13 protein-coding genes are annotated in these 12,589 nt (G+C 64.6%); 10 read left to right on the top strand and 3 right to left on the bottom strand.

The window, feature by feature from the left end:
- Nucleotides 1-5: 5 nt before the first annotated feature.
- Nucleotides 6-947 carry a class 1 fructose-bisphosphatase gene (locus tag ACRARG_RS10040; protein WP_432689870.1) on the top strand — a complete coding sequence of 314 codons (942 nt, stop codon included), beginning with the start codon at nucleotides 6-8 and terminating at the stop codon, nucleotides 945-947.
- A 122-nt stretch (nucleotides 948-1,069) separates the two neighbouring features.
- A complete protein-coding gene (gene rpe, locus ACRARG_RS10035; protein WP_432689869.1) occupies nucleotides 1,070-1,759 on the top strand; it encodes a ribulose-phosphate 3-epimerase in 690 nt (229 codons plus the stop codon).
- A 3-nt stretch (nucleotides 1,760-1,762) separates the two neighbouring features.
- On the opposite strand, the gene ACRARG_RS10030 is transcribed toward rpe, so the two are convergent.
- Nucleotides 1,763-2,851 carry a sensor histidine kinase gene (locus tag ACRARG_RS10030; RefSeq protein WP_432689868.1) on the bottom strand — a complete coding sequence of 363 codons (1,089 nt, stop codon included), beginning with the start codon at nucleotides 2,849-2,851 and terminating at the stop codon, nucleotides 1,763-1,765.
- A 131-nt stretch (nucleotides 2,852-2,982) separates the two neighbouring features.
- The gene (locus ACRARG_RS10025) at nucleotides 2,983-3,477 is read right to left on the bottom strand and encodes a helix-turn-helix transcriptional regulator (protein WP_432691350.1); all 495 of its coding nucleotides are present in this window, start codon (nucleotides 3,475-3,477) and stop codon (nucleotides 2,983-2,985) included.
- On the opposite strand from ACRARG_RS10025, the gene ACRARG_RS10020 reads away from it, so the two are divergent.
- The 3 genes from ACRARG_RS10020 to ACRARG_RS10010 are packed head-to-tail and all read left to right on the top strand — an operon-like array spanning nucleotide 3,418 to nucleotide 6,422.
- Nucleotides 3,418-3,555, top strand: coding sequence for a hypothetical protein (locus ACRARG_RS10020; protein ID WP_432689867.1), 138 nt, complete (start codon nucleotides 3,418-3,420; stop codon nucleotides 3,553-3,555). The two genes, ACRARG_RS10025 and ACRARG_RS10020, sit on opposite strands and share 60 nt — an antisense overlap.
- A 46-nt stretch (nucleotides 3,556-3,601) precedes the next feature.
- Nucleotides 3,602-4,900, top strand: a complete 1,299-nt coding sequence (locus tag ACRARG_RS10015; protein WP_432689866.1) for an acetylornithine deacetylase/succinyl-diaminopimelate desuccinylase family protein — start codon at nucleotides 3,602-3,604, stop codon at nucleotides 4,898-4,900.
- A gap of 40 nt (nucleotides 4,901-4,940) precedes the next feature.
- A complete protein-coding gene (locus tag ACRARG_RS10010; protein WP_432689865.1) occupies nucleotides 4,941-6,422 on the top strand; it encodes an ABC transporter substrate-binding protein in 1,482 nt (493 codons plus the stop codon).
- Between the two features lie 62 nt (nucleotides 6,423-6,484).
- Here ACRARG_RS10010 and ACRARG_RS10005 read toward each other — a convergent pair whose 3' ends face one another.
- Nucleotides 6,485-6,997 (bottom strand): nuclear transport factor 2 family protein, encoded by a 513-nt coding sequence (locus ACRARG_RS10005; RefSeq protein ID WP_432689864.1) that lies wholly within the window; start codon nucleotides 6,995-6,997, stop codon nucleotides 6,485-6,487.
- Nucleotides 6,998-7,045: 48 nt separating this feature from the next.
- Between ACRARG_RS10005 and ACRARG_RS10000 the strand changes: the two genes are divergently transcribed.
- The 5 genes from ACRARG_RS10000 to ACRARG_RS09980 all read left to right on the top strand — a co-directional run bounded on the left by ACRARG_RS10000 (nucleotide 7,046) and on the right by ACRARG_RS09980 (nucleotide 12,496).
- Nucleotides 7,046-7,993: an ABC transporter permease gene (locus tag ACRARG_RS10000; protein WP_432689863.1), complete on the top strand. Its 948-nt coding sequence runs from the start codon at nucleotides 7,046-7,048 to the stop codon at nucleotides 7,991-7,993.
- Nucleotides 7,994-8,073: 80 nt separating this feature from the next.
- Nucleotides 8,074-8,871: an ABC transporter permease gene (locus tag ACRARG_RS09995; protein WP_432691349.1), complete on the top strand. Its 798-nt coding sequence runs from the start codon at nucleotides 8,074-8,076 to the stop codon at nucleotides 8,869-8,871.
- Nucleotides 8,868-10,454 (top strand): ABC transporter ATP-binding protein, encoded by a 1,587-nt coding sequence (locus tag ACRARG_RS09990; RefSeq protein WP_432689862.1) that lies wholly within the window; start codon nucleotides 8,868-8,870, stop codon nucleotides 10,452-10,454. Before ACRARG_RS09995 ends, ACRARG_RS09990 begins: the two co-directional genes overlap by 4 nt.
- Before the next feature lie 121 nt (nucleotides 10,455-10,575).
- Nucleotides 10,576-11,316 (top strand): SDR family oxidoreductase, encoded by a 741-nt coding sequence (locus ACRARG_RS09985; RefSeq protein ID WP_432689861.1) that lies wholly within the window; start codon nucleotides 10,576-10,578, stop codon nucleotides 11,314-11,316.
- Nucleotides 11,317-11,323: 7 nt separating this feature from the next.
- Nucleotides 11,324-12,496: an MFS transporter gene (locus tag ACRARG_RS09980; RefSeq protein ID WP_432689860.1), complete on the top strand. Its 1,173-nt coding sequence runs from the start codon at nucleotides 11,324-11,326 to the stop codon at nucleotides 12,494-12,496.
- Nucleotides 12,497-12,589 lie beyond the last annotated feature (93 nt).

The following is a 12,589-nucleotide window of genomic DNA, read 5'->3' as shown; positions in this document are numbered from 1 at the left end:
CCTCCATGCCCGCCATTGATCCCAAACTCATTCCCGCCGACCTCCAGCCCGTGATCGAAGCCATGTGCGCCACAGGTGCGCAGCTCTCCCGGGTGATCGCCAAGGGCCCGCTGGCCGGCAAGCTCGGCGCGGGTGTGGGCGAGAACAGCGATGGCGACCAGCAGAAGGCGCTGGATGTCATGGCCGACGAGATGTTCGAGGCCGCGCTCAAGGGCACGGGCGTGCGCCACTATGCCTCCGAGGAACAGGAGGTCGTGCTCGATATCGATGCGGGCGGCGCCTATGCGCTGGCGACCGATCCGCTGGACGGGTCGTCGAATATCGATGTGAACGTGACGATCGGCACGATCTTTTCGATCTTCCCGGCGGCGGAAACGCCCGAGGCCAGCTTCCTGCGCCCCGCATCCGAACAGATCTGCGCGGGCTATATCGCCTATGGGCCGCAGACCCTGCTGGCGATCACCTTTGGCGCGGGCACGCAGCTTTACGTGCTGGATCAGGACGAGGGCAGCTTTGTTCTGGCGGAGGAGAAGATGGACCTGCCCAAGGCGGCCAAGGAATTCTCCATCAACTCTTCCAATCGTCGCCACTGGACCGCGCCGGTGCTGGCCTATGTGGAAGAGAACGAGGCCGGCAAGGATGGCGCCAAGGGCAAGGATATGAACTTCCGCTGGGTCGGGTCGCTGGTGGCGGAGACGCACCGGATCCTGACGCGGGGCGGGACTTTCCTTTACCCTTCGGACGGGCGGCCGAAATATGAAAACGGGCGGCTGCGGATGGTCTATGAGGTCGCGCCGATGGCGTTCCTCGTGGAACAGGCCGGGGGCAAGGCCACGGATGGCGTGGCGCCGATCATGTCCCTGACGGCGGTGGAGCTGCATGAGCGGCGGCCCTTCGTGTTCGGCTCTGCCGAGGAAGTCGACCGGATCGCCGTCTTGCACGGCTGAGATGGCCCCGTGCCGGGGCCATGCCTCCGGCGGGGATATTTTCGGCAAGAAAAAGAGCGGGGCGCGCTTTCCCTCGGGGGCGGGCGCGCTTATGTGAGGGCCGAATTTAGGGGGGCTTTGCCATGACATTTGACCGGAACCTGAAGATCGCGCCGTCGATCCTGTCTGCCGATTTCGCCAATTTCGGAGCGGAGATCGAGGCGGTGGAGGCGCAGGGCGCCGACTGGATCCATGTCGACGTGATGGACGGGCATTTCGTGCCGAACCTGACCTTCGGCCCGCCTTTGGTCAAAGCCATCCGCAAGCACATCAAGACGGTCATGGATGTGCATCTGATGATTGCGCCGGTCGATCCCTATATTGAGGCATTTGCCGATGCCGGATCGGATGTGCTGACCGCGCATGTGGAGGCGGGGCCGCATATCCACCGGACGCTGCAGGCGATCCGGGGGGCGGGGATGAAGGCCGGGGTGGCACTGAATCCCGGGACCCCGGCCTCTTCGGTCGAATATCTGATGGATATGGTCGATCTGATCTGCGTGATGACGGTGAACCCCGGCTTCGGGGGGCAAAAATTCATCCACAGCCAGATCGACAAGGTGCGGGAGCTGCGTTCGATGATCGGCGACCGTCCGGTGCATATCGAGATCGATGGCGGCATCACGCCGGAGACGGCGCCGCTGATGCGGTCCGCCGGGGCGGATGTGCTGGTGGCGGGATCTGCGGTCTTCAAGGGCGGGTCGGTGGCGGATCCGGCGCCTTACGGCACCAATATCCGGGCGATCCGGACCTCCTGCGACACGCTGGTCTGACGGTCAGTCCGTCAGGCTCATCCGGATCACCGTTTTTGTGCCCTCGGGGCCGGAGGTGGTTTCGGCGGACCCGCCAAGTTGCTGGGCGGAGGCTTCGATGATCCGGAGGCCGAGGCCCGAGGGGCGGGCCGGGTCTGGTGACATGCCGCGGCCGGTATCGGCGCAGACCAGCTGGGCATGATGTTCGCCGTCGCGGGCGATGGTGAAGCGGACGATGCCACTGTCGCCCTCGGCAAAGGCATGTTTATAGGCATTGGCGGCAAATTCGTTGAGGATCACCCCCACGGCGGCGGCGCGGGCGGAGGGGATCTGCATTGGGCTGACCTCTGTCTCGATCCGGATGCCGTTCGGCGCGGATTGCTGCAGAAGCTGGCCGACCCGCCGGGTGAAATCATCGAGCGCGACAAAGCCGTCGCGGTCGGAATGATAGAGCTGGTGGTGCAGCAGGGCGACCGTATCAATGCGGCGGCGGGTGAGGTCCAATGCCTCCCGCGTTTCTTCGGATTGGGCATACCGGCTCTGGACCCGGGCGAGGGCCGCGACGGATTGCAAGGAATTCTTGACCCGGTGGTCGACCTCGCGCCGCAGGAGTTCCGCCTCTGCCAGGGCGCGGCGCAGGTCGAGCTGGGCCACGATCTGATCGGCCAGGACCTGCAGGGTCTCGCGCTGCAGATCGGTCAGCTGGCGCGGTTTGTGGTCAATGACGCAGAGCGTGCCAAGCGCCCGGCCCGCCGCATTGCGCATCAGCGCGCCGGCATAGAAGCGCAGGTTGTCCGGCCCGGTGACTAGCGGATTGTCGGCGGTGCGGGGATCGGTGCGGGTGTCGCCGATCTCAAGAAACCCGTCTGAGGCGATGGCATGGGCGCAGATCGACTGTTCAATGGGCGTGCCTTCTGCCTCCATCCCGACGCGCGCCTTGAACCACTGGCGGTCCTCCGCCACGAGGGAGATCAGCGCGACGGGGGTCTCGCAGATGCGGGCGGCCAGGCGCACGACATCGTCAAAAGCCTTTTCCGGCTCCGTATCCATGATGTTCAGATCATGAAGGTCCTGCAGGCGTTTCAGCTGATCGGACGGCGGGGGAGCTTTCATCGTCGGGTCTCCAGGTGAGCCGTGGAAATATGCACGGATGAGGCGGGACAACAAGATGCGGGAGGTTAGACCAGTAGAACCCCTGCCGGAATTCACCCTTTGGATAGGATGCCGCGACGTAAAATATGGGCCTAGAAGGCGGGGCCCGACAGCCGGCGCAGCAGATCGGCGGCATTGCGCGCGCCGTAACGGCGCAGCAGGCGGAACCGGACGTCCTCCACCGTGCGCGGGGAGAGGCCGAGGCCGCGCGCGATTTCCTTGCTGGTCATACCGCGTGAGAGGCCATCGACGACGGAACGTTCACGCGGGGTCAGCTGGCGTTCGGTGGTCTCGGCCTGCAAAGGCGCGAATGTCATGACCAGCCGGGCCAGGGGCCGTTCGGGGGTCAGGGTGCGGGCGCGGAACCGGGTGAGGAAGAGCGTGCCATCGGCATGGCGCAGCAGGCGTTCATCCGTATAGGGCTGCCCGGCGCGCAGCGGGCTGAGGCCGATGTCGCGGGTCGCCGCAAAGGCGCGGTCGCTGTCGTAAAAAATCCGGAAACTTTGTCCCGGCAGGCGTGCTGCGTCATGGCCGGTCATCCGGGCGAAATTGGCATTCGCGGCACGGATGATCCGGTCTTCGGTCAGGACGATGCCGACAGGGGCTTCGTCAAAGGCAAGTGCGGCGAGGTCCAGTGTAACGATCCGGTGAAACTACGGTATTGAGACCGTAGCCCGCGCCGCGCATCCTGTCATCACTGACGGAGCATGTATGACTGACCTGACCCAAGCCATAATGGATGAAGTCGAACGGCGGCGGGACGATGTGATCGCCCTGACGCAGGACCTCATCCGAATTCCCACGCTCAACCCTCCGGGGGAGAATTACCGGGAGATCTGCGACTACCTCGACCGGCGTCTGCTGAAATCGGGCTTTTATACGGAGCTGGTGCGGGCCAAGGGCGCGCCGGGCGACAGCGACAGATACCCGCGCTGGAACATCGTGGCACGGCGCGACGGGGCGCGGCCGGGGGAATGTGTGCATTTCAACTCCCATATCGACGTGGTCGATGTCGGGCGCGGCTGGACCACCGACCCGTTCGGCGGGGAGCTGAAGGATGGCAAGGTCTACGGGCGGGGTGCCTGCGATATGAAGGGGGGGCTCGCGGCCTCCATCGTCGCGGCGGAGGCTTTTCTGGCCGTGGTGCCCGACTGGCAGGGCGCCATCGAGATCTCCGGCACGGCGGATGAGGAATCGGGCGGGTTCGGCGGCGTCGCCTATCTGGCGGAGCAGGGCTATTTCAAACGCGTCGATCACGTCATCATCCCGGAGCCGCTGAACGTCGACCGCATCTGCCTTGGCCATCGCGGCGTCTGGTGGGCAGAGATCGAGACGCATGGCGAGATCGCCCATGGCTCCATGCCCTTCCTCGGCGATTGCGCGGTGCGCCACATGGGGGCGGTGCTGCATGAGATGGAGCAATCGCTTTTCCCGGCGCTGGCGGCAAAACGCACCGATATGCCGGTGGTGCCCGAAGGGGCGCGGCAGTCGACGCTCAACATCAATTCCCTGCATGGCGGTCAGGAGGAAATCCCCAGTGATTCCAGCGGTCTGCCCAGCCCCGTGGTCCCCGACAGCGCCCGCATGGTCATCGATCGGCGATTCCTGATCGAAGAGGACATAGAAGACGTCAAGGACGAAATTCGCACCGTACTGGAGCGGGTCCGGACGCAACGCCCCGATTTCTCCTATACAATGACAGAGATGCACCGGGTCCTGCCAACGATGACGGACCGCGATGCACCAGTTGTGACAACAGTGACGGATGCGATTCGAAAAACCCTGGGGAAAGAGCCGGCCTATGTGGTCTCTCCCGGCACCTATGACCAGAAACATATAGACCGGATCGGCATGCTGAAGAATTGTGTCGCCTACGGTCCGGGCATTCTGGACCTCGCCCACAAACCCGATGAATATGTCGGAGTGGATGATATGGTGGCCTCGGCTCGGGTAATGGCATTGTCTTTGTTGAAGTTACTGGGTCCACCGCAAACCTCCGACGGCATCTGAAGGGGCGCCGGAACGGGGGATGAATGACAGGGAGTCACGCATGACCTTCAAGTTTTCGACCGCGATGATGGCTTCGGCCTTCGCGCTGACCGCCTCCATGGCCTGGGCTGCCAAGACCGATATCGTCATCGGCATGCAGCTGGAGCCGCCGCATCTCGACCCGACTTCGGCCGCGGCGGGGGCCATCGACTCGGTGCTTTATTCCAACGTGTTTGAGGGGCTGACCCGCTTCGGGCCGGATGGCTCCGTCGGCGCGGGCCTCGCCACCTCCTGGGATATTTCCGAGGATGGCAAGACCTATACCTTCCACCTTGCCGAAGGCGTGAAGTTCCACGATGGCACCACCTTCGACGCCGAGGATGTGAAATTCTCGCTCGACCGAGCGCGGGCCGAGGACAGCGCCAATGCGCAGAAGGCGCTCTTTGCCGGGATCGAGGCGGTCACTGTGATCGACCCCGCCACGGTGGAGGTCGTGCTGACTGCGCCCAACGGCAATTTCCTGTTCAACATGGCCTGGGGTGACGCGGTCATCGTCGCGCCGGAGAGCATCGACAATATCAAGACCACGCCCATCGGCACCGGCGCCTTCATGTTCGACAGCTGGGTGCAGGGCGACAATATCCAGCTGACCAAGAACCCGGAATACTGGGGCACGCCCGCCATTCTGGACAATGTCACGTTCAAATTCATCTCCGACCCGACCGCCGCCTTCGCCGCGATGATGTCGGAGGATCTGGATGTCTTTCCCGCCTTCCCGGCGCCGGAGAACCTGCCGCAGTTCGATGCCGATCCGCGATTCAAGGTGCTGGTCGGCTCGACCGAGGGGGAGACGATCCTCGCCATCAACAACAAGCTGCCGCCCTTCGACAATGTGAAGGTGCGTGAGGCGGTCGCCCATGCCATCAACCGGCAGGAGATCATCGACGGCGCGATGTTCGGCTACGGCACGCCCATCGGCACCCATTTCGCGCCGCACCACCCGGATTACGTCGATCTGGTCGACCAGTCGAACTACGACCCGGAGAAATCCGCGCTGCTGCTGGAAGAGGCCGGGGTCACCCTGCCGCTGAAGGTCAAGATGACCCTGCCGCCACCGTCCTATGCCCGTCGCGGCGGAGAGATTGTCGCGGCCCAGCTGCGCGCCGTCGGGATCGAGCCGGAGATCGAGAATGTCGAATGGGCCCAGTGGCTTGAAGCGACGTTCAAGGGCAAGGATTATGGGCTGACTATCATCAGCCATACCGAACCGCTCGACATCAACATCTATGCCCGGCCGGAATATTACTTCCAGTATGACAATCCGGAATTCCAGGCGCTGATGGATCAGATCAACCTTGAGATCGATCCGGAGAAACGGTCGGAGATGTTCAAGACGGCCCAGCACATGATCGCGGATGATTACGTCAACGCCTACCTGTTCCAGCTGCCCCTGCTGACCGTGGCCAAGACCGGTCTGGAAGGCATCTGGCAGAACGCGCCGACGCAGGCGACGGATGTCACCTCCGTCAGCTGGTCGGAATGAAACGTACCCCGCCGGACTACCGCGCTTTTGGCGCCATGCGGTCCGGCGGGGATATCCTCGTGTCAGCCGGTGATCGGGGGGGCATGCGCCTCTGCCACGCCACCGGCGGCCAGACGGTCGAGCGTTTTTTGCAGCACGGCCGTATCGGTCACGATGGTGAGCCGCGTGATCTTTCCCCAGGCGATTTCGACGATATGACAGCCCGCATTCGTGGTGACGACGCCATCGGTGCCGGAGTTCCGCTCCGTCCAGTCGATCACGGCCAGCGTGGCCCAAGGCCAGCCCTTTACCGCGATGCGGGTGATTTCGAACCCGATATCTGGCAGCAGGCGGTAGAGGCGGTCGTACCAGTCGCGGGTCTTCGCCATACTGGTGCGGGTGCCGCCAAGCGCATGATCTCCAAGGAAGATATGTTCGAACCGGGGCGCAAAGCCCGCAAGGATCGTCGCGCTGTCGGCAGTCGAGGCCGCATGGAAGAGCGCGCGTATGCGGGCGCGGACAAAGGCGTGGTACATGGCGTCGATCCTCTTGCGATCCGTCCGGGCGAGGGTCCCATGGCGGACAGAGTCGCTCAAGTGAATCTTGTTAACATGGCCCTGCTGCCAGGGTCCTGCTGAATATCCATGCTGCGCTATACGATCACACGTCTGGTTTCGCTTGCGGTCAGCCTCGCCGTGGCCTCTGTCGTCATCTTTCTGGTGATCGAGATCCTGCCGGGCGATCCGGCGTCCTTCATGCTGGGCGTGAATGCGCAGGAGGATACGGTCGCGGCGCTACGGGACCAGCTGGGGCTGAACGGGTCGATGTGGTCGCGCTACATTGCCTGGGTCGGCGGGATGCTGACCGGCGATTTCGGGACCTCCTATACCTACCGGACGCCAGTGACGGATATGATCGGGCAGCGGCTCTGGGTCTCCCTGCCGCTGGCGCTTTATTCGCTGGCTCTGTCGACGCTCATCGCCTTTCCGGCGGGTATCTGGGCGGCGTCGCGGCGGGGCTCTGCGGCGGATGTTGGGGTGATGGGGGTGACGCAGCTGGGTGTCGCGATCCCGAATTTCTGGTTCGCCATGCTGATGGTCGCGATCTTTGCGATCAAGCTGCGCTGGTTCCCCTCCGGCGGATTTCCCGGCTGGGACAAGGGCGTCTGGGGCGCCGTGGTGGCGCTGACCCTGCCGGCGATTGCGCTGGCCCTGCCGCAGGCGTCGATCCTGGCGCGGGTCATGCGCTCGGCCCTGCTCGACACGTTGTCGGAGGATTTCGTGCGTACGGCCCGGGCCAAGGGGCTGACAAAGCGGCAGGCGCTCTGGCGGCATGCGCTGCGCAATGCGCTGATCCCGGTGCTGACGATCATCGGCATGCAGTTTTCCTTCCTGCTGGCGGGCGGGATCATCATCGAAAACGTCTTCTACCTGCCCGGCCTCGGGCGGCTGATCTTTCAGGCGATTTCGGCGCGGGACCTGATCGTGGTGGAATCGGTCGTCATGCTGCTGGTCTTTGCCGTCGTGCTGGTCAATTTCGCGGTGGAGATCGCCTATGCGGCGGTCGATCCCCGGCTGAGGGGGCGGCGATGACAGACCTGCAAACCCAAACCCTGCCGCACGAAGGCGCGCCGGTGCGGACATGGCATCTGGCGCTGCGCTCTCGCAACCTGATGATCGGGCTTTGCCTGACGCTGGTCTTCGTGATCGCCGCGCTCGTGTCCTTTGTCTGGACGCCGTTTGACGTGGCGACCATGGATATCGCGAACAAGATCAAGCCGCCCTCCTGGGCGAACCCTTTGGGGACCGATCACTACGGGCGCGATATCCTGTCGATGATCATGGTCGGCGCGCGGACCTCCATCGCCGTGGCGGTGGTGGCCGTGGCCATCGGCATGGGGGTGGGCGTGCCGCTGGGCCTCTGGGCGGCCGCGCGCAAAGGGTCCTGGGCGGATGAGATCATCATGCGGGGCAACGATCTGGTCTTTGCCTTTCCGTCGCTCATCATCGCGATCCTGATCACGGCGATTTTCGGCCCCTCCGCCATCAATGCGATCATCGCCATCGGGATTTTCAACATCCCGGTCTTTGCGCGGGTGTCGCGGTCTGGGGCGCTGTCGCTCTGGCAGCGGGATTTCATTCTGGCGGCGCGGGTCGCGGGCAAGGGGGCGGCGCGGATTTCGGTCGAGCATATCCTGCCCAATGTCACCAACCTGCTGATCGTGCAGGGGACGATCCAGTTTTCGCTGGGCATTCTGGCGGAGGCGGGGCTGTCCTACGTGGGCCTTGGCGCGCAGCCGCCGGTGCCGTCCTGGGGCCGGATGCTGGCGGAAAGCCAGACGATGATCTCCTTCGCGCCGCATATGGCGGTGTTTCCGGGCATGGCGATCCTGCTGACCGTGCTGGGGCTGAACCTGATGGGCGACGGGCTGCGCGACCTGTTTGACCCGAAGCTGAGGGCGCGGTCATGAGCCTGCTGGAGATCGAGGGGCTGACGCTCGACATCGGGCGGCATGCGATCCTGCGGGATGTCTCGCTCTCCGTCGCGGCGGGGCAGATCGTGGGGGTGATCGGCGAGTCGGGGTCCGGCAAGTCGATGACGGCCTTCACAGTGATGCAGCTGCTGCCGGAGCGGGCGGTGGCGCGGGGCCGGGTGGTGCTGTCGGGGCATGATATGCTGGCCCTGCCGGAGGCGGCGCTTTGCAAGCTGCGGGGCAATGAGGTGGGCATGGTGTTTCAGGAGCCGATGACGGCGCTGAACCCGATCATGACCATCGGCGATCAGGTGGCGGAGACGATCCTGATCCACGACCCTGTATCGAAGGCGGAGGCGATGGCGCGGGCGCGGGATGCGCTGAACCGGGTCGAGCTGCCGGAGGACCGGTTTCCGCTGAGCCGCTATCCGCATGAGCTGTCGGGCGGGCAGCGGCAGCGGGTGGTGATCGCCATGGCGATCGCGCTGCGGCCGAAACTGCTGATCGCGGATGAGCCGACAACGGCGCTGGACGTGACGACGCAGGCGCAGATCCTCGACCTGCTGAAGCGGCTGGTGCGGGAGGATGGCATGGGGATGCTGATGATCTCCCACGACCTGGCCGTGGTGGCGGATATGGCGGACGAGATCGTCATCATGCAGAACGGCGTGGTGGTCGAACGCGGCGCCTGTCCGGCGATTTTCGGCGCGCTGCAGCATCCCTATTCGATCTCTCTGCTGGAGGCGTCGACCCATACGCCAGACCGATCGGTCCAGCCGGAGGAGGCGCCGCTTTTGCGGGTCCGCGACGTGGTCCGGACCTATACCCTGCCGCGCAAGACGCTGTTCGGGGCGCCCGGTGAGGTACAGGCGGTCAGGGGCGTGTCCTTTGACCTGAAACGGGGGGAGAGCCTTGGCCTCGTCGGTGAGTCGGGCTGCGGGAAGTCCACCCTGACCCGCGCGATCCTCGGGCTGGAAGAGGTGCAGGGCGGGGAGATCCTGCTGGACGGCGCGCCGGTGTTCACGGGCCAGAGTGCCAACCGCGATGTGCGCCGCCGGATGCAGGTGGTGTTTCAGGACCCCTATGGTTCGTTCAACCCGCGCCACCGGGTCGACCGGCTGATCTGCGAGCCTTTCCATCTGCTCGACACCCCGCCGAGGGGCAAGGAGCGGGAGGAGGCGATTGCGGAGGCGCTGCTGTCGGTCGGGCTGACGCCCGAGGACCGGTTCAAATATATCCATGAGTTTTCGGGCGGGCAGCGGCAGCGGATCGCGATTGCCCGCGCGCTGATCATCAAGCCGGACCTGATCCTGCTGGACGAGGCGGTCTCCGCGCTCGATGTGCAGGTGCGGGCGCAGATCCTCGATCTGCTGGCTGATCTGGGCGCGCGGTTCGGGCTGAGCTACCTGTTCATCAGCCATGACCTGTCGGTGGTGAAGGTCATCACCGACCGCTGTCTTGTCATGAAATCGGGGGAGATTGTTGAGCAGGGACCGACCGCTCAGGTCTTTGCCCATCCGCAGCACCCCTATACGCAGCAGCTGATCGCCGCCGCGCCGGAGCTGCCGGAAACCGTCTGACGGCGGGGGCGATGCGGGATGGGTGCCCCGCACCCATCTTGCGCCTTTCCACACAGCCGCCTGTGCCTTGCCAATCCGCGCGGTTGCGGCGAACGTGGCGCCGAGGATCAGGGAGGATCGCATGAGATTAGAGGGGAAGACCGCCATCGTCACAGGCGGCGCGCAGGGATTCGGGGAGGGCATCGCACGTCGCTTTGCCGAAGAGGGCGCGCGGGTCATGGTGGCCGATATCCAGGGCGATGCGGCCATGGAGGTGGCCGGTCAGATCGGCGGCCTGGGCTGTCAGGTCGATGTGTCCAAGGGCGAGAGTGTTGCCGCTATGGTGGCGCAGGCCACCGAAGCCTGGGGGCAGGTTGATATCATGGTCAACAATGCCGGCGTCGCGCATCTGCCTCAGCCGCTGGAAGAGGTGACGGAGGATGAATTCGACCGGGTCCTGAACGTGAATGCGCGGTCCATCTACCTCACGGCCAGGGCGCTGGTACCGCAGATGAAGGCGCGCAAATCCGGGTGTTTCGTGCAGGTCTCCTCGACCGCGGGCGTGTCGCCCCGGCCGCTGCTCAACTGGTACAATGCCTCCAAGGGCTGGGTGAACACGGCGACCCAGACCATGGCGGTGGAGCTGGCACCCTTCGGCATCCGGGTCAATGCGGTGAACCCGGTCGCGGGGGAGACGCCGCTGCTGCCCACTTTCATGGGTGAGGATACGCCGGAGATGCGGTCGAAATTCCTGTCGACCATTCCGATCGGCCGGCTGTCGACGCCGCAGGACATTGCCAATGCGGCGCTCTATCTGGCCTCCGACGAGGCTGCGATGGTGACCGGCGTCTGCATGCTGGTCGATGGCGGTCGGTGCATCTGACTCCGTCATGCCGATTTACTTCATCTTCCTGACGGCAGGCTACATCCTGTCGCAATTCTTCCGGTCGTTCCTGCCGGTGCTGACCTCTGCGCTGGAGCGGGATATCGGGGCGGATGCGGCGGATCTGTCGACGGCGGCGGGGATGTGGTTCCTCGTCTTCGCCTCGGTCCAGATCCCAGTGGGGGCGGCGCTGGACAAGATCGGGCCGAAGCGGACCGGGTCCTATCTGTTTGCAATCGGCGGCGGCGGGGGCGCGCTGATCTTTGCGATGGCGCAGGCGCCCTGGCATATCTCTGTCGCGATGGGGCTGATCGGGATCGGCTGTTCGCCGGTTCTGATGTCGGCCTATTACATCCTGGCGCGGGATTACCCGGCGTCGCGGTTTGCCTTCTTCGCGGCGCTGATCCTTGCTGTCGGCCAGTCCGGCCTGCTGGTGGGATCGCTGCCCATGGCGCTGCTGGTCGAGGTGGCGGGCTGGCGTGTGTCCATGCTGGGCATGGCGGTGACGGCACTTCTGGTGGCCTTCGGCATCCACCGCACGGTCAAGGACCCGCCGCCTGTCGAGGGCGCTCCGGTGGCCAGTATCTGGGAGGTCCTGGGCATCCGCGCGGTCTGGCCGGTCTATGTGCTGATGCTGGTGTCCTATGCGCCGGCGGGCGGGCTGCGCGGCCTCTGGGCCGGGCCCTATTTTGCCGAGACCTTCGGCGCGGATGCCCGGGTCATCGGGCTGGTCACGCTGATCATGAGCCTTGCGATGATCGGGGGGGCGCTCTTCTTCGGCCCGGCGGATCGGATCCTGGGCACGCGGAAATGGATCAATTTCACCGCCGTCTCCGTCTCGGCCATGTTCCTGGCGGTGATGGCTTTGTCGCCGCCGTCCTCCTTCTGGGTGGCGACCGCGATATTCGCCTGCATCGGGTTCTCGCTGAATGTCTACGCGATGATCATGGCACATGGGCGGGCCTTCTTTCCGGCGCATATGGTGGGCCGGGGCGTGTCCATCATCAATTTCTGTGCCATGGGGGGGGTCGGGCTGTCGCAATTCGCAACGGGGCAGATCTACCGCGCGGCGGAGGCCACGCCTGGCACGGATCCCTTCACCGCCATCTTCACCTTCTATGTCTGTGCCCAGATCCTCGGGCTGGTGGTCTATCTGCTGGTGCAGGACCGTACCGACTGATCGGGTTTGAGAATAAGGGTGATCACGCTAATTCCCTTTCAACTGAAGACGGGACGGGGTATACGCCGCCGACCCGAGTGAAAGGAGTTTTCA

This window comes from Pseudooceanicola profundi, from assembly GCF_050897955.1.
Classification (GTDB): domain Bacteria; phylum Pseudomonadota; class Alphaproteobacteria; order Rhodobacterales; family Rhodobacteraceae; genus Pseudooceanicola.
Note: the sequence above shows the minus strand (reverse complement) of the source record. Positions and strands in the feature narration are given on the sequence as shown.

What these genes read in the sequence shown, in the direction of transcription:
- ACRARG_RS09985 (WP_432689861.1), top strand. Translation starts at nt 10,576, where the DNA reads ATGAGATTAGAGGGGAAGACCGCCATCGTCACAGGCGGCGCGCAGGGA.
- ACRARG_RS10010 (WP_432689865.1), top strand. Translation starts at nt 4,941, where the DNA reads ATGACCTTCAAGTTTTCGACCGCGATGATGGCTTCGGCCTTCGCGCTG.
- ACRARG_RS10015 (WP_432689866.1), top strand. Translation starts at nt 3,602, where the DNA reads ATGACTGACCTGACCCAAGCCATAATGGATGAAGTCGAACGGCGGCGG.
- ACRARG_RS10020 (WP_432689867.1), top strand. Translation starts at nt 3,418, where the DNA reads ATGGCCGGTCATCCGGGCGAAATTGGCATTCGCGGCACGGATGATCCG.
- ACRARG_RS09980 (WP_432689860.1), top strand. Translation starts at nt 11,324, where the DNA reads ATGCCGATTTACTTCATCTTCCTGACGGCAGGCTACATCCTGTCGCAA.
- ACRARG_RS10030 (WP_432689868.1), bottom strand. Translation starts at nt 2,851, where the DNA reads ATGAAAGCTCCCCCGCCGTCCGATCAGCTGAAACGCCTGCAGGACCTT.
- ACRARG_RS10040 (WP_432689870.1), top strand. Translation starts at nt 6, where the DNA reads ATGCCCGCCATTGATCCCAAACTCATTCCCGCCGACCTCCAGCCCGTG.
- ACRARG_RS09990 (WP_432689862.1), top strand. Translation starts at nt 8,868, where the DNA reads ATGAGCCTGCTGGAGATCGAGGGGCTGACGCTCGACATCGGGCGGCAT.
- ACRARG_RS09995 (WP_432691349.1), top strand. Translation starts at nt 8,074, where the DNA reads ATGATCGGGCTTTGCCTGACGCTGGTCTTCGTGATCGCCGCGCTCGTG.
- ACRARG_RS10000 (WP_432689863.1), top strand. Translation starts at nt 7,046, where the DNA reads ATGCTGCGCTATACGATCACACGTCTGGTTTCGCTTGCGGTCAGCCTC.
- rpe (WP_432689869.1), top strand. Translation starts at nt 1,070, where the DNA reads ATGACATTTGACCGGAACCTGAAGATCGCGCCGTCGATCCTGTCTGCC.